This window comes from Vibrio sp. E150_011 (assembly GCF_053544015.1).
Genome location: NZ_JBHFOL010000005.1, coordinates 154,699 through 170,473 on the forward strand (window position 1 = coordinate 154,699; position 15,775 = coordinate 170,473).

At 45.4% G+C, this 15,775-nt stretch carries 14 protein-coding genes; 7 read left to right on the plus strand and 7 right to left on the minus strand.

What is annotated here, in order from left to right; translation table 11 throughout:
• Positions 1-85 precede the first annotated feature (85 nt).
• From ACE1OE_RS10550 to gnd, 5 genes are all read left to right on the plus strand, one after another.
• Complete coding sequence (locus tag ACE1OE_RS10550; RefSeq protein WP_449210992.1) at positions 86-1,102, plus strand: nuclear transport factor 2 family protein; 1,017 nt, start codon at positions 86-88, stop codon at positions 1,100-1,102.
• Between the two features lie 150 nt (positions 1,103-1,252).
• On the plus strand, positions 1,253-2,368 hold the full coding sequence (locus tag ACE1OE_RS10555) for a porin (RefSeq protein ID WP_449210993.1): 1,116 nt from the start codon (positions 1,253-1,255) through the stop codon (positions 2,366-2,368).
• Between the two features lie 189 nt (positions 2,369-2,557).
• The gene (locus ACE1OE_RS10560; protein ID WP_449210994.1) at positions 2,558-3,562 is read left to right on the plus strand and encodes a LacI family DNA-binding transcriptional regulator; all 1,005 of its coding nucleotides are present in this window, start codon (positions 2,558-2,560) and stop codon (positions 3,560-3,562) included.
• A gap of 181 nt (positions 3,563-3,743) precedes the next feature.
• Positions 3,744-5,246 carry a glucose-6-phosphate dehydrogenase gene (gene zwf, locus ACE1OE_RS10565; protein WP_449210995.1) on the plus strand — a complete coding sequence of 501 codons (1,503 nt, stop codon included), beginning with the start codon at positions 3,744-3,746 and terminating at the stop codon, positions 5,244-5,246.
• A gap of 101 nt (positions 5,247-5,347) precedes the next feature.
• Positions 5,348-6,796, plus strand: coding sequence for a decarboxylating NADP(+)-dependent phosphogluconate dehydrogenase (gnd, locus tag ACE1OE_RS10570; RefSeq protein WP_102471570.1), 1,449 nt, complete (start codon positions 5,348-5,350; stop codon positions 6,794-6,796).
• 164 nt (positions 6,797-6,960) lie between these two features.
• Here gnd and ACE1OE_RS10575 read toward each other — a convergent pair whose 3' ends face one another.
• The 7 genes from ACE1OE_RS10575 to ACE1OE_RS10605 all read right to left on the minus strand — a co-directional run bounded on the left by ACE1OE_RS10575 (position 6,961) and on the right by ACE1OE_RS10605 (position 12,690).
• On the minus strand, positions 6,961-7,305 hold the full coding sequence (locus tag ACE1OE_RS10575; RefSeq protein ID WP_449210996.1) for a YajD family HNH nuclease: 345 nt from the start codon (positions 7,303-7,305) through the stop codon (positions 6,961-6,963).
• 122 nt (positions 7,306-7,427) lie between these two features.
• A complete protein-coding gene (locus ACE1OE_RS10580; protein ID WP_449210997.1) occupies positions 7,428-8,069 on the minus strand; it encodes a CDP-alcohol phosphatidyltransferase family protein in 642 nt (213 codons plus the stop codon).
• Positions 8,062-8,709 carry an ATP-binding cassette domain-containing protein gene (locus ACE1OE_RS10585; protein ID WP_372063069.1) on the minus strand — a complete coding sequence of 216 codons (648 nt, stop codon included), beginning with the start codon at positions 8,707-8,709 and terminating at the stop codon, positions 8,062-8,064. Before ACE1OE_RS10585 ends, ACE1OE_RS10580 begins: the two co-directional genes overlap by 8 nt.
• Positions 8,675-10,381 carry an ABC transporter permease gene (locus tag ACE1OE_RS10590; RefSeq protein ID WP_449210998.1) on the minus strand — a complete coding sequence of 569 codons (1,707 nt, stop codon included), beginning with the start codon at positions 10,379-10,381 and terminating at the stop codon, positions 8,675-8,677. Before ACE1OE_RS10590 ends, ACE1OE_RS10585 begins: the two co-directional genes overlap by 35 nt.
• Positions 10,382-10,387: 6 nt before the next feature.
• Positions 10,388-11,563, minus strand: coding sequence for an ABC transporter substrate-binding protein (locus ACE1OE_RS10595; RefSeq protein ID WP_449210999.1), 1,176 nt, complete (start codon positions 11,561-11,563; stop codon positions 10,388-10,390).
• Positions 11,564-12,066: 503 nt separating this feature from the next.
• Positions 12,067-12,291, minus strand: a complete 225-nt coding sequence (locus tag ACE1OE_RS10600; RefSeq protein WP_449211000.1) for a hypothetical protein — start codon at positions 12,289-12,291, stop codon at positions 12,067-12,069.
• Positions 12,292-12,387: 96 nt separating this feature from the next.
• The gene (locus tag ACE1OE_RS10605; RefSeq protein ID WP_449211001.1) at positions 12,388-12,690 is read right to left on the minus strand and encodes a hypothetical protein; all 303 of its coding nucleotides are present in this window, start codon (positions 12,688-12,690) and stop codon (positions 12,388-12,390) included.
• A 364-nt stretch (positions 12,691-13,054) separates the two neighbouring features.
• Between ACE1OE_RS10605 and ACE1OE_RS10610 the strand changes: the two genes are divergently transcribed.
• Both ACE1OE_RS10610 and ACE1OE_RS10615 read left to right on the plus strand, forming a co-directional pair.
• The gene (locus ACE1OE_RS10610; protein WP_449211002.1) at positions 13,055-14,269 is read left to right on the plus strand and encodes a diguanylate cyclase domain-containing protein; all 1,215 of its coding nucleotides are present in this window, start codon (positions 13,055-13,057) and stop codon (positions 14,267-14,269) included.
• A gap of 282 nt (positions 14,270-14,551) precedes the next feature.
• Positions 14,552-15,730, plus strand: a complete 1,179-nt coding sequence (locus ACE1OE_RS10615) for a D-alanyl-D-alanine carboxypeptidase family protein (RefSeq protein ID WP_449211003.1) — start codon at positions 14,552-14,554, stop codon at positions 15,728-15,730.
• Positions 15,731-15,775: the final 45 nt, after the last annotated feature.

Here is a 15,775-nt window from a genome sequence, read left to right on the forward strand (position 1 = left end):
TTCTGATAAATGAAGTCACTTTTTGACAACCAGTTTTAATTCGAGTCCTGTTCCAAACTGACTCATCAGTAAAAGAGAGATGATAATGTCACAATATCAAGATGCTAAACGCGTTGTTCGTAACTACTTCGACGCAATGGAAAAAGCGACACATGAAAATGTAGCAGACGTACTAAAAGCGCATACCTCAGACGATTACTTATGGCGTGGTGTCTACCCATTTCGTGAGCAAGAAGGGGCTGACGCAGCCGCAGAAGTTTTTTGGGCACCATTGATGAAATCAATGACTCGCATGCAACGTCGCCAAGATATTTTTATCGGTGGTGAAAATGAAGTGACCTCTGGTGAGATTTGGGTCATGAGCATGGGGCATTTCATGGGGTTGTTTGACGCTGAATATCTAGGGATGCGACCAACAGGCAAGATTATGAACATTCGCTACGCAGAATTTAACTGTGTAGAAAATGGAAAAATTACCAAAACAGGCCTGTTTTTGGACTTGTTGGGCGCAATGGATCAAGCGGGTTGTTACCCGCTACCTCCATCAACGGGTAAGCATTTTGTATATCCTGGTCCACGTAACCATGATGGCCTGTTATTTGAAGATGCAGCTCCAGAGGAAGGGGTAGCGACGCTTGCATTAGTTAATAAAATGGTCGAAGACCTTTCGGCGCTTAATGACAGTGGCGCGATGGGTTGTCCACCAGAAGTCTTAGCAAAAAGCTGGTCTGAAGACATGATTTGGTATGGCCCTTGTGGTATCGGTGCTTCATATACTATCCCTCGTTACCAGAAGCAGCACCAACTTCCGTTCCGCAACAACCTAAAAGATAAAAAGTTTAACGGTCACGTATGTCGTTTTGCTGAAGGAAGCTTCTCTTGTTTCTTTGGTTGGCCAAACTTGTCGAATACTCCAACAGGTGGTTTCCTAGGAATGCCTGGTGGAGAGGTGCGCGCCAACATGCAAGTGGTCGATGTTTATTACCGTGACGGTGACAAGCTTTCTGAAAACTGGGTGCTGATTGACCTACCTTATTGGCTACAACAACAAGGTATTGATGTGTTCGAACGTACGGCTTCGATTGTAAACCCTTCTTTGTAGTTCACCAGTTACACCTACGATTCGGAATATGCATTATTCCGAATCTGCTCCCAACAGATGCCACAGGATGTGGCATCGCTTTCCTTTATAAATATTTCAAACGGGCGCTTAGGCACGGAGGCACTCTATTGCCTGAAAAGTAGGAAGCAAATGAAAAAGTCTGTATTAAGTGCATTAGTGGTTTCTGTACTTACTTCTACCACCACGATAGCGGCACACACTTTTACTAATGATAACGGTGACTCACTGACTCTTGATGGCCGTTTTGAAGTTCGTTATCAAAATAAAGCCCGTAACTTTGATGAAGATAGCCAATCTTATGACGCGCGCACAGATGAATTCAATAGCGGTAGTTCTCGCTTTGGGTTCAGAGGTGTTAAACAGCTAGAGAATGGTTGGCAAGGGTTTGGCCATGCTGAGTGGGGTTACAATTCATCATCTACCGCAAATGATATCTATAGTCGTCTTTTATACGCAGGTGTTGAGCACGACAAGTGGGGTAAAGTGGCTGCTGGCACTAAACAATGGAGCACCTTTTATGACGTTGCGTGGTATACGGATTTAGGTCGTACTTATGGCTCGCGTGGTACAGGTTATTATAACCTAGCCGATTGGGGTATCGCTTCTGGTACTGGTCGTGCTGAGAACTCTATTACTTATCGAAATGATATTGCCGGTGATTGGAAGTATGGTTTCACCTACCAAACCACGCGAAATGATGTTTCGTTGGCAGGGACGGGCGCGAGTGCTGCAACCGCCACATTAAAGAATGGTATGGGGGCATCAACGTCTTATGCATTTGATAATGGCTTAACGTTGGGTGTGGCATATCATCAAAATGAATTCGCGGATATAAAAAACGCGTTTAACATCCAGGACGGAGACGTTCAGAGAATAGCGCTCCTAGGGGCTAACTACACATTAGATGGGTTCTATGTTGGTGCGACTTATAGCCAAGGGGATAAGTGGGAAGTAAATGATAATGCAGAGTTTTACGACTCACGCGGTGCAGAGTTGTATACGTACTACCACTTTGAAAATGGTTTCCGTCCAACACTTAATATTAATTATCTCGTGAGTACCGATGAGAACGCCAGCGGTTATGAGCGCCAGACGATTATCCCGGGGGTAGAGTATCATTTCACCAAAAATACATTTTTGCTTTGGGCTGAATATCAGTTCGACCAAGGTAATGATCAGTATGTAAATGATCACTACGATAACCGAGATAATCAGTTCTCTGCGGGTATACGTTACTACTTTTAATTTAGAACCTCTCACTCTATTGTCACTTTGAGTAAATACTCATCAAAAAGTGATTGGGTACGACCCAAAAAATGGTGGATACTCACAACAAAGCCTTATGTTTTTTGGAACATAAGGCTTTGTTGATTTATGATTACGTACCATTTTATGATATATTTTGACGTCATTTGTTGGCTAATTAAAATTAAAATGACTACTTCTAAACAGACGGTGACATCGAAAGATGTGGCTAAATTTGCGGGAGTCTCGCAATCAACGGTATCAAGAGTATTTGTTGAGGGCAGCTCTGTTTCAGAAAAAACCAAACAAAAGGTGTTTGAGGCGGCAAAAGCACTGAATTATCGTCCAAATGCGTTTGCACGAAGTTTAACAACGAATCAATCAAAACTGATTGGTTTAGTCTTTCCTGATGCTGATTACCCAATCCATATGAAAACACTGCAACTTATCAGTAGTGAACTGCAAAACATGGGTTACTCAGCGGTTCTTATACCTTGGCAAGTCGACGGTGATAACCAACACTCTATCCCCAACATTTTCCAATATCGTGTAGACGGAGTGATTGCGGCTTCTGCTACTTTCAATACCGCCCTGTATGAAGAATGCGAAGAATTTAATATACCCGTGGTGCAATATGCGAGGGTGGTTGGTGGGACGAAAAGTAGTTATGTTATTAGTGATAACTATTCCGCAGGCCAGATTGCAGCTCAGAAATTTTCGGATAATGGTCTAACCGATGTTGTCTACCTCACAGGGGAGGTGCCAACACTAACTAACCAAGATCGAGTCGATGGATTTTGTGATGAATTCCAAACGTTAACTGGGAACAAGCCGGAGGTCATAGAAGCCGATTATGATTATTCAGGTGCGCTCGACGATATTCGCAGGCTACTCAAAAACAACCGTCGACCACAGGCTGTATTTTGTGCGACTGATAACCTAGCGATGGCCTTTATGGATGTCGCACGATATGAGTTTAATCTCAATATCCCGCAAGACATTCAAGTTATTGGCTTTGATGATATACCTCAGGCAACGTGGTTAAGTTATGAACTATCAACATTCCGACAAGACTTTACTCGTTTAGCGAAAGAATCCGTTAAAATCATCGCCAGCCAGATAAAAGAAAGAGATACAAGCTTGGTTCGCTTGATGGTGCCCGTTCGTTTTATTGAACGAAACAGCACGGTTTGATGCTCTTTGACCGATTAGTGACGTTGTTCGCTTAAAGAGCATCTATAATCCAGATACCGTTGCCTTTACATTCAGTGATTTTGCCTATCCTTTGAATAGGTAAAACTTATTTTCATTTTATCTGGCACGCTGTTAACATTGCGTCCGCTAAACCATTGCCCCCATTGTTAAAGGAAAAAAGATGCTAATCCCTGAAAACAGCAGCATCGTTATTTTTGGTGCTTCAGGCGACCTTACTTACCGTAAGTTGATCCCTGCACTTTACCATTTGTTTGCTAGCAATCAGCTGCCAAAATCATTCGCAATTCTTGGTGTCAGTCGCACACAATACAGTGACGAGTCGTACCGAGAAAAGCTCAAGAAATCGCTTCAAGAAATGGAGAAGACAGAACCAGAATCGCTTGATGCGTTTTGTGAGTTTCTTCATTATCAAGCCATCGATACTTCTGATACACAAGATTACGCCAAGCTGTCTACTCGACTAGATGATCTGGCTGATAAGTATGGCTTTGAGCAACGTAATACCTTGTTTTATTTGGCGACTCCGCCAAGCCTATACAGCATTATCCCAGCTAGCCTTGCCGCGCACGGACTGAACGATGAAACAGAAGGTTGGAAGCGCCTGATCATCGAAAAGCCATTCGGTTATGACCTTGCATCGGCACGTAAGCTAGACAAAGAAATCCACGAGCATTTTCAAGAACACCAAATCTACCGTATTGACCATTACTTAGGGAAAGAAACGGTTCAAAACCTTTTGGTTTTGCGTTTTTCCAATGCGATGTTTGAACCGTTATGGAATCACCAGTATGTCGATTATGTCGAGATTACCGGCGCTGAATTCCTTGGGGTTGAAGAGCGCGGCGGTTACTACGATGGTTCTGGTGCGGTTCGTGACATGTTCCAGAATCACCTGCTTCAAGTGTTGGCGATGGTGGGCATGGAATCTCCCGCTCAAATCAATGCAGACGCGATCCGAAACGAAGTGGTTAAAGTACTACAATGTTTGCGTCCTCTGTCTGAAGATGACCTTCGTGACAACCTAGTACTAGGCCAATACACGGAATCAAATGTACGTGGTCAATTTCTGCCTAGTTACCGTGACGAGCATGGTGTCGCGAGTGATTCGAGAACGGAAACGTACGTTGGCTTGAAAATGTTTATCGATAACTGGCGTTGGAACGGCGTGCCGTTTTATGTCCGCTCGGGCAAACGCCTTCCGACACGAGTGACTGAAGTGGTTATCCACTTTAAACAAACCCCCCACCCAGTGTTTGGCAAAAATGCACCAGAAAACAAGCTCGTGATTCGCATCCAGCCAGATGAAGGCATTCAGATGAGCTTTGGTTTGAAAGAACCTGGTGTTGGCTTTAATGCCAAAGAAGTGAAAATGAACTTCCACTATGCCTCGCTACAAGAGACACAAATGCTTACGGCTTACGAGCGGTTATTACTTGATGCGCTCAACGGTGATGCTACGCTGTTTGCTCGTACTGATGCAGTGGAAGCGTGTTGGGAGTTCGTACAGCCTATTTTGGACTTCAAGCAAGGTCCTCAGGCACTTTATGGTTACGCGTGTGGCACGTGGGGACCAAAAGAATGCGATCAACTGTTGCACAACGATGGTCGTGCATGGCGTTTCCCTTGTAAAAACCTAACCGATACCGATTACTGCGAACTGTAATCGCAACATAATTTATCCGGCAGAACGGTTGTTTCTGTCGGAGTGAAGTGAAATATAACTTAATCGCAGCAAGTTAAGTTGCCGAATTAATGGAGAGAACGATGAAAGGTGATATTGGTGTAATTGGTTTGGCTGTAATGGGTCAGAACCTTATCCTAAACATGAACGATCACGGCTTTAAAGTTGTGGCGCATAACCGTACTGCTGCCAAAGTTGACGAATTCTTAGAAGGCCCTGCGAAAGGCACTGACATTGTTGGCGCTTACTCATTAGAAGAGCTGGTTGATAAGCTAGAAACACCACGTAAAGTGATGCTTATGGTTCGTGCTGGTGACGTGGTAGACACGTTCATCGACAAGCTTGTCCCGCTTCTAGACAAAGGCGACATCATCATCGATGGTGGTAACACTAACTTCCCAGACACTAACCGTCGTGTAGCTGCGCTTCGCGAGAAAGGTATCCACTTCATCGGTACGGGTGTTTCTGGTGGTGAAGAAGGCGCGCGTTTTGGTCCTTCAATCATGCCAGGCGGTTCTCCTGAAGCGTGGGAAGCGGTTAAGCCTATCTTCCAAGGCATCTCTGCGAAAACTGACGCAGGTGAGCCTTGTTGTGATTGGGTTGGTAACGATGGTGCTGGTCACTTCGTTAAGATGGTTCACAATGGCATCGAATACGGTGACATGCAGCTTATCACTGAAGCATACCAGTTCATGAAAGATGGCCTAGGTATGAACCACGACGAAATGCAGGCGGTATTTGCTGACTGGAACAAAACGGAGCTAGACAGCTACCTAGTAGAAATCACGGCTGACATCCTTGGCTACAAAGATGAAGACGGTGAAGCGCTAGTAGAGAAAATCCTAGACACGGCTGGCCAAAAAGGTACCGGTAAATGGACAGGTATCAACGCACTAGACATGGGTATCCCACTGACTCTAATCACTGAGTCTGTATTCTCTCGTTGCCTATCTGCACTTAAAGACCAACGTGTTGAAGCTGAAAAACTGTTCGGCAAGACTGTTGCTCCCGTTGAAGGCGACAAGCAAGAGTGGGTTGACGCAATCCGTCAGGCTCTACTGGCGTCTAAGATCATCTCTTACGCTCAAGGTTTCATGCTAATGCGTGAAGCGTCGAACGAAAACGGCTGGGATCTAAACTACGGTAACGTTGCACTTATGTGGCGTGGCGGTTGTATCATCCGTTCTGCATTCCTAGGCAACATTCGTGATGCTTACGAAGCGAACCCAGAGATTGCATTCCTAGGTTCAGATGCATACTTCAAAGGCATCCTAGACAACTGCATGGGCGCTTGGCGTAAAGTTGCAGCTAAGTCTATGGAATCAGGCATCCCAATGCCATGTATGACTTCTGCACTAACGTTCCTAGACGGCTACACAACAGCGCGTCTTCCAGCGAACCTGCTACAAGCTCAACGTGACTACTTCGGTGCTCACACTTATGAGCGTACTGACCGTCCACGTGGTGAATTCTTCCACACAAACTGGACTGGTACAGGCGGCGATACTGCATCGACGACATACGACGTTTAATAAACAAAGTTGATGTTTAATACGCATCGATAAGTAACGAAAAAGGATACCAATTGGTATCCTTTTTTTATTATCTGCTGTTGGTGTTTTATGGTTTAGCACCTAGCACCTAGCACCTAGCACCTAGCACCTAGCACCTAGCACCTAGTACATAGCACCACACCTTAATTTTTCATCATTTTTGCAAGATCAGCGAATGGGTTGTGAGTCGCACTTTCATGCTCATCTTGTCCCGGCTTGATCTCGCTACCGTAACGTTCATGGTCACTGTACTTAGAGTGCTCATGATCGTGGCAATACAGACACAAAAGCTCCCAGTTGCTGCCGTCGTTAGGGTTATTTGTGTGATCGTGGTCTTTGTGGTGAACCGTCAGTTCACGAAGATTGGAATAGACAAACTCACGGGCACAGTTTCCACATACCCATGGGTAGAGTTTCAACGCTTTCTCACGATAACCACTTTCTTGGCGGGCGTACGCAGAGCTAGAACCAGTGTAATCAGAAGACATGTTATATCCTACATTGCTAAGACTAAAAATAACCGGTGAATTTTATCATATTAACGACACCGTGAGGCGATCACAATCTGGGCTGTGTCATAATTTCCTGCTTTTCAATCGCTTTTCAATGACTAAGACTCGCCCGTGTTCTGTTCGTTGACCTCTGCCGCTCGCAGTGTATGGAATCCTGAATAGATACGAGTGAATGTGGTGAACCAACATGCGATGCCAAACGTTACTGCAATGGCCGAAAAATATTGTGGGAATAAGCAGAGTATGACAAAGCAACCAATGGTCTCGGTGCCTTCCGTTAACCCACTCATATAATAGAGCGATTTGTGTTGATACACAGGGTTTTCAATCCCTCTTTTTCCTGCCATAACGGCAAAGGCTAAAAAGCTCGACCCAGTGCCAATAAAAGAAAAAATGAGAAAAGCGCCTGCGATAGCATTGCTTTCAGGTGCCGCGAGAACAAACCCAAATGGGATAAGAGAATAGAACAAGAAATCTAGGCTGATATCCAAAAAACCACCGGCATCGGATATTCCTTGAATACGCGCGATGGCGCCATCAAGCCCGTCACAAATACGATTGAGTACGATGAACACCAAGGCAAGTGTGTACTGCTCAGTCACGAGCGCAGGAAAGGCAAGACAACCCAGCAAAAAACCAAACAACGTCGTTTGATTGGCGGTGATGCCGCATCTATCTAAGTGCTTAGCGCCCTCAGATAATGGCCAGCGAATCAGTTTAATACTAACGCGATCAAGCATGGTGCTTCTCCCAAGGCCAGTCAAACACTCGGCTATTGGTTGGAATGTCATCACGATCGTGGGTCACCATTAACGCGGGGATGTTGGCGATAGACAGTTGCTCTACAACCCAGTCCCGAAACTGACCACGTAACGTTTTATCCAGTTTACTAAAAGGCTCGTCAAGTAAGGCGACATTCGGCTGAGCGAGTAGCATCCTTGTCAGGCTGATCCTTGCTCGCTGACCTCCTGATAATTGCTCAGGAAAATGCTGAGCAAGTTGCGTCAGTGAGATGTCTTTTAGCGCTGCTAATGCGGCTTCTTTTCGTGTCTGTCCTTTGATGGTATTGGGCAGTGCAAAGGCGAGGTTTTCCCATACGTTTAAATGCGGAAACAGTAGGTCATCTTGGAACAAAATCCCGACTCGCCTTTCGTGCGCGGGTAGCGTATCGATCGCTTTATCATTTAACCGCACGTGACCAGAATACGTGAACGCTGGCGATAAATGACCAGCGATGACATCAAGTAACGTTGACTTACCGCAGCCACTTGGTCCCATGAGCGTGACAATTTCTCCGGGTTGAATCGTAATGTTGAAATCAGAAAACAACACCTCACCATCATGCTTACGGATGGCGAGGTTTTCTAGCAAGAGACTCATTCAGTAATAATCCTTTCACTCTTAGTGTTCGGTAACGCGTATGCAGACGACTGACTAACATGGCCAGCGTAAAAAATAGCAATGGAAGTAACGCTTGAAATAGGGCATAGATTGCGGTCACGCGGCGATCATAGCCGCTCGATAGCGCGACGGCTTCGGTCGTAATCGTGGAGACTCGACCAGCGCCAAGTACTAGTGTTGGTAAATACTGAGCCAAGCTGACGCTGATGCCCACCGCCCATGCAAAGACGATTGCCGGCAATAATTGCGGCAGTTTGATATGGAACCATGTGTAAATTGGACTCTTCCCGAGGCTCAATGACACTTGGGTGAGTTTATGATTATAGCTTCGCCATGGTCCATCTAAGGCAAGGTAAACGAAAGGAAAAGCAAAAAATACGTGTGACCAACATACCCAGAATCCATAATGCCCATCACTCACGACCAGCGTCACAATCTGTAACCCAAACAACACACTCAATTGAGGAATAAGCATAGGGATGGCGATGACGAAACCGGGGACTTGCAATCGATAACGAAGTCGATATTCATGACCGACAACGGCGAGTATGAGCGCCGTCGTCGATGCGACTAACGCAATCGATAGGCTTTGTGACATGACATCAACGACCCCGTGCCATTCATATTCCCAAAATCTTCTGGTGAATTGGCTAGGTATGATATCGGGAAAACGCCAACGCTGTGCGAAGGTCCATGTCACGATCAAAGGCACGATAATCGCAAATAAACACATGATCGCTAATATAACTAACCTACCTGGGAAACGCGGGGCGCGACGTCCAGAGTACTGCCATTGCTTAAAGCGAATACACAGGGCACGCTCAAGGACCCGAGCAAAGGCGATAAGCAGTGAAGCGATCACAAATAAGATCACTGCTCCCGCCGATGCCCTTGGTAGAAGATGAAGATCGGGGTCATTGAACCATTGCCATACTAGGACCGCAAAGGTCGGTGGGTTGGTTGGCCCAAGAACCAGTGCCACGTCGACTACCGACAAGCTGTAGGCGATGACGGCCAGCATAGGAAAGCGCATTTTGGTGAACCATTGAGGTAAGATCACTTTCCACCATGTCGCGTGATGGTTGTATCCCAGCGCGGAGGAGACCTTAATCGTTTCTCTAATTTTAAGTTGTTTTAGTATTGGGATACTCATCAGCAGTAAGAAAGGCACTTCTTTGATCGCCAACATGAGGGTCAAGCCAATGCCGTAAGGGTCTTTGATTAACCACGTGAGTGAATCATTATTGGGTTGCAGGTTAACCCCAAGCAGCTCGTATACCGCTCGAACGCCAAAGCCAGTAGGCGCAAAGAGGAAAGCAAAACCAATCGCAAAAGCCACATGCGGCATGGCAAGTAGCGGTGATAACGCTAATTCTAACTTGTTCCAAAAAGGGCGGTTCCAGCACGCTTCTAAGATGAAAAACGTCAGTAAACACGCAAGATAACTGCTGACTAAGGCGGTCGATACGGTCAATAAAATGGATGTTTCGACGCCTTGCCATGCGAAGACTTGGCTAAACCCACTCACGTTAAACTCATTGAGGTTAAGCGGTGGGATGTAACCAAGCGACGCAATAACAACACCGAGTAACCCCGGTATTGTTGGTAAAATACAGACTACGACTAACACGCCGTACAACAGTCTTAACATGATTAATTAGCTACCATATCGTTTCAGCCATTCTTGCTCGATAGCCGCCTGCCAACTCGGGTGGGGCTCTGCAACCGACTTAAATGATTGGCTCTTAGCGGCCGATCCGGTTAAGTATTGTTTTTCCAGTACGGATGGGTCTCCCCACACCTTAATGTCTCCTTTGCGAGATTGAGCTTCTGGACTTAACAGAAAATCAATGGCGACGAGTGCACCTGCCTTTGCATTAGCATTCCATGGTATTGCGAGAAAGTGGATGTTAGATAACGCACCACTGTCCAAGGCATAAGCGGCGGTTGAAGTGCTGAGGTTGCCATTTTCTTGGGCAGAAAATACCGCATTTGGATTGAACGTAATGGCGAGGTCGAGCTGCCCGTCATCGAGTAATTGAATAGATTCAGCCGTGCCTGCAGGGAATTGCTTACCGCCACGCCATGCGACTTTGTGAAAGGCATCAAGGTAGGTCCACAGAGGCTGAGTGACACCGGCAAAGTCAGCTTCAGCTACTGGTTTTGACAGAGATGGATCATCGTCAGTAAGCTCGATAAGCAGTGATTTTAAGAAGCTAGTGCCGTGAAACTCTGGAGGTTTGGGATAACTCAGTCTTCCTGGGTAAGCTTGCGCATAGCTTAACATTTCCACATAAGAGGCCGGAGGGTTTCTAAGCGTCTCGGTATCGTGAATGAACACAAGTTGCCCAACCCCCCATGGTGCCTCGTAGCCGTCTGTTGGTACCGAAAAATCAACGTCGATAGGCAAAGACTTGTCAACATACTGCCAGCTTGGTAACGAATGAGTGAAGGGCCCATTCAGTAATTGGTTTTCCTTCATTGACTTGAAGTTTTCACCGTTGATCCACACCATGTCGACACTGCCGTTTTCATTCTTACCTGCTGCTTTTTCTGCTAGTAAACGAGCACTGGTTTCAGCAATATCCGTGACCTTGACGTGATTGAATGTGACACCATATTTCTGTTTTATTTCTTTTCCTGCCCATTGCAAGTAGCGGTTTATCTCTTGACTGCCGCCCCAAGCGTGAAAATATACAGTTTGCCCCTCAGCTTCCTTTACGACTGCGTTCCAGGCTTCACTTTGAGCGTGTGAATCTTGGGCATAAAGCTGAAACGGAAAAGCACAGGCTAATGAAGTAAGCGTGAGCGTGCTGAATATTTTTTTATTCATTTTGTCATCCATTGTGAATAGTGTGGCAAACCATGCCGAGTTGTTAATAAAAGATAGTAAAGCTTAGCGTGTGAGAATCAATAGTCAGAGTGCATTGAGCCCAATCAGGGCAAAAAATTTAGTCAAATATCACACCTACGACATTCGACCGGATAAAATTCGAATAAATTTCAATGATTTCGATTATTTATTGCTGAAAAGCCTCAGTATTACATTGCGCAGGGAAAGCGTTCATCATGCTTAGACTCGAATGGGGCAGAGAGTAGGGCGGAGCAGGCCAGTACAGAGGTATCCGCTAAGTTAAAGAGGAGGCTGACACGCGCAGGAGAGTGACAGCGCATTGGCAAAAAAAGCAGAGATGATGAAAAGCAAAGCGTTACGTCTAAACAGGATCAATCGACGCACTCAATTTATCACTGACGTGTAAATTCATGGTTCACTGCCATCTCTCGGGAGCGAAATTCAAGCTGCAAGCGTCAAGTTACTCCTCGACACCGACCGAATCAAGCTGACATGAGGAGTTGGTTGATGTGGTCAGTCTTAATGGTTTTAATTGAGCGAGTCAGGTGCCCTTGTTCGTAAATATTGAGACGAACCTCATCACCCTCCGCGTTGACGTGAGCAGAAGTGAGCTCATCGATGAGCATCTCAATTTGATAAAAACTGAGAGACAGCGAGCCAATCAGTTGTCCGGTACGACACTGAAGTATTTGGATTCGGTTCTTCATGCACTCATGTCCTTTCATCTACGTTTTCCTTTGTCGAATTACTTACTACGTGTGTTACGGGATGAGATATCAGACCGAATAAAGAAAAAAATAATTTCACGACTCAAGAAGAGTCAATCCGTTGCGAATGAGTCCTCTACGGACGCTATGGCATAACTTCCCAAACCGACGTAACTCTTCAAAGTTTGGCGCAACACCACGTGCCAACGAATGCTCCCAGTAACTGACTTCGGTTTCTACGAGTTCGAGAAGTTTTTTAGGACACCCAATACACGTGCTGTCTGGGCCACATTTAAATGTTGATTCGTCATAAAGAGGGAGGATGGATTTAACCTGGTGGATCAAATCCAGTGTTGCCATCTTTAAATTAGGCTTCGTGGTTTGGGGTTGGATACTCATAAGACGTGCCACCGATAGCATTTGCCGCAAAATGAAAAAAAGAAAGCGGCGATGCTATTACGTATCGGATAAATGCGACATGCCACAAAATGAGTAATCAAACATTAGTTTGATCTGTCTCAATTTTGAGTATCTTGTAAATAACGATGTTGAGTAGGTTCGATTTTGATTCATTTCAAGCTTCAATAGAATGGTTGCGGAGCGAAACTCGCTCTTTTTACCGGAAATGAATCGGAAATATCGACCCATGTTGTTAGCAGGGGACAGCACGCAGGTTTTTCTGGGCTGAGTGATTTAGCATGGTGACAACTCAACGGAGGACAGGCTTCTGAGTCTAGATAATGCAATTTTCAAACTGTTTGACGTGACTCCAATACCAACGATTGTCAGCGATCGTGACGGTAAGCTAGAGTACGTCAATCGAGCCCTACTCAACTTGTTAGGGTATACACTCGAGGAAATATCACGCCCAGAAATCGTGATTACGCATCAGTCAGACATCGCCTTAAACAGCAAGATTCGCATTGAGCTCGAACAAGATCCGGCCAAGCCAATAGAAGTATCTAAGCGCTACATTCATAAAGATGGCCATACAATCTATGCGATTTTGTGTATCGTGGCCCACCAAGATATTCACGGCGTGACCACTCAATTTATCGCTCAAATCCGCGACCTATCCCGTGAGCGCCAGTCGCAAGCTGGAGAGGTGTTGCTTGAACAACTCGTACTAAAATCCAATGACGCTATTTATGTCGTCGATCCTTTGACGGCGCAAATTCTAAACTGCAATGAACTAGCCTACAAACGGCTGGGTTACAGTAAGCTTGAGTTACTGCGGTTGACGGTTCCTGATATCAACCCTTTGTTTGATGCCAGTGCTTCATGGGAAGAGCATGTTGTGAAAATGAAACTTGCAAAAAACCAATTTATTGAAGCAACACACAGAAGAAAAGATGGCTCTGAAATACCCGTGGAGGCGAGTGTCAATCTAGTTGAATATAATAAAGTTGACTACTTATTGGCGATCGTTCGAGATATTTCAGAGCGAAAAGCGCGCGAAATAAAAGTGATTGAAGCGCAAAATCTAGATCCGTTAACCAATTTACCCAACCGACGATTGCTGGAGAGCCGACTTCAACAAATGACGGTTGATAACCAAAATTATGGTCAGTCCGTGGCGTTCTTGTATTTAGATGTTGATAACTTTAAGATCATCAACGATAAGCATGGTCATGCGATTGGTGACCAAATTTTGGTCGAGCTTGCTCAGCGGATCCATGACTTTACACGGCAGTCAGATATTATTGCGAGATTAGGAGGGGATGAGTTTCTTGTGGTGATGCGGGGTATAAAAAATCGCCCCCATGCTGAAAGTATCTCTGAACATTTGTTACAAGTCTTTTCGCATCCATTTAAGATCCAAGACGGTGAGGACCTTAACGTCAACATGAGTATTGGTGTGACCTTATGTAAAGAATCTCAATGGGATTCCTCTGATGCCATCGCCATTGCTGACCGCGCGATGTATCAAGCGAAGACCTACGTTGGCTCCGCGACCTACTTTATGGATTATCAGTAACAGCCACTGCCTCACCCTCCATGTTGTCCCTCTCGTACTCTCCTGTGATTCGTTACCTACGTTATCTCTCATCGCTTCCCATCGGCGTCATTATCTTAAGTTAGCCATGTATTAAATCTTACAAAAAATCCAAGCGAATTCACTGACTTTCATCTAGTTTGAGGGTAGGGGAATCACTTTTTTAGCTCCGTTCACGATTCGATGAATTGATCCGATGACATAACGATGTCTTTCCTCTATCGAAAGTGAACGGTTGCGTTTGTAAATTAAGGAGCCAGTGGGATGAATAAATCATGGTCACTGCTGTTAGCATCTATGACTTTGTGTTCGTCTGCTTACGCTTATGCGTTGGTGACACCTAATCCACCAACATTAAATGCCAAAGGCTACGTGTTGATGGATTATCAATCAGGCAGCATCTTGGTATCAGGAAATCAAGATGAGGCCTTGGCACCAGCAAGCCTAACAAAACTGATGACCGCATATGTGGTTGGTAAAGAAATTGAATCAGGTCGCACAAGTTGGGATAGTCCAGTAGCGGTTAGTGAGAATGCGTGGTCTGTGAAGTTTCCAGATTCATCAAAAATGTTCATCAAGCCAGGTGACAGTGTCACGGTTGCTGATTTGATGCGTGGACTCATCATACAGTCGGGTAACGACTCTGCGGTAGCACTGGCAGAACACATTGCGGGAACAGAAAGTGGATTTGTCGCGTTGATGAATCAATGGGCCATCTCGTTGGGTATGGACAAAACCGAGTTTATTAATGCACATGGTTTAGATGGCGACGGTATTCATACCACCCCGCAGAACATGGCCGTTCTAATGAGGCGCATCATCGAAGATGTTCCTGAAGTATACGATCTTTATGCCGAGAAACGTTTTACCTGGGCGGACATTAAGCAATACAATCGTAATCGATTGTTGTGGGATAATTCTCTCAACGTGGATGGCGGAAAAACGGGCTACACCTCGGAGGCGGGTTACAGCTTAGTGAGTTCAGCAACACAAGGGCAAATGCGATTAATCTCGGTAGTGATGGGTACACCAAGTACACAGACCCGTGTAGAGGCATCGAGACAGCTGCTTAATTACGGTTTTAGGTTCTATGAAACAGAGCAGCTCGCCCTCGCCGATAAAGATGAGAAATCGTTACGAGTCTGGAAGGGGGAAGGAAAACAAATCTCGGTAGGTTTTGAACAAGATGTCTATGCCACCTATCTTCGTGGTAAAGGAAAGCAGCTATCAAAAGACGTCGAGATTTACGCCCCGCTAATTGCGCCTGTTAAACAAGGGGACATTGTTGGTAACGTCACGTGGCGAATTGGCAACGATGAGATCATATCGGAACCTTTAGTCGCAAAATCGAGTGTTGAGCAGGGCTCTATCTTTAATCGTATTATCGATACGGTTGTACTGTGGTTTAAATCTTTGTTTTCAGATGCAAAATCGCTTTGGTGACGCTAGGTTAAACCGTTTTTGGGGGTAAAAAAAAGCCCAAACCAA

Excerpts from the sequence above, each read along its gene's own strand:
- gnd (WP_102471570.1), top strand. The coding sequence starts at position 5,348 with ATGAAAGGTGATATTGGTGTAATTGGTTTGGCTGTAATGGGTCAGAAC.
- ACE1OE_RS10575 (WP_449210996.1), bottom strand. The coding sequence starts at position 7,305 with ATGTCTTCTGATTACACTGGTTCTAGCTCTGCGTACGCCCGCCAAGAA.
- ACE1OE_RS10590 (WP_449210998.1), bottom strand. The coding sequence starts at position 10,381 with ATGTTAAGACTGTTGTACGGCGTGTTAGTCGTAGTCTGTATTTTACCA.
- ACE1OE_RS10550 (WP_449210992.1), top strand. The coding sequence starts at position 86 with ATGTCACAATATCAAGATGCTAAACGCGTTGTTCGTAACTACTTCGAC.
- ACE1OE_RS10560 (WP_449210994.1), top strand. The coding sequence starts at position 2,558 with ATGACTACTTCTAAACAGACGGTGACATCGAAAGATGTGGCTAAATTT.
- ACE1OE_RS10555 (WP_449210993.1), top strand. The coding sequence starts at position 1,253 with ATGAAAAAGTCTGTATTAAGTGCATTAGTGGTTTCTGTACTTACTTCT.
- ACE1OE_RS10580 (WP_449210997.1), bottom strand. The coding sequence starts at position 8,069 with ATGCTTGATCGCGTTAGTATTAAACTGATTCGCTGGCCATTATCTGAG.
- ACE1OE_RS10600 (WP_449211000.1), bottom strand. The coding sequence starts at position 12,291 with ATGAAGAACCGAATCCAAATACTTCAGTGTCGTACCGGACAACTGATT.
- ACE1OE_RS10595 (WP_449210999.1), bottom strand. The coding sequence starts at position 11,563 with ATGAATAAAAAAATATTCAGCACGCTCACGCTTACTTCATTAGCCTGT.
- ACE1OE_RS10605 (WP_449211001.1), bottom strand. The coding sequence starts at position 12,690 with ATGAGTATCCAACCCCAAACCACGAAGCCTAATTTAAAGATGGCAACA.
- ACE1OE_RS10615 (WP_449211003.1), top strand. The coding sequence starts at position 14,552 with ATGAATAAATCATGGTCACTGCTGTTAGCATCTATGACTTTGTGTTCG.
- ACE1OE_RS10585 (WP_372063069.1), bottom strand. The coding sequence starts at position 8,709 with ATGAGTCTCTTGCTAGAAAACCTCGCCATCCGTAAGCATGATGGTGAG.
- zwf (WP_449210995.1), top strand. The coding sequence starts at position 3,744 with ATGCTAATCCCTGAAAACAGCAGCATCGTTATTTTTGGTGCTTCAGGC.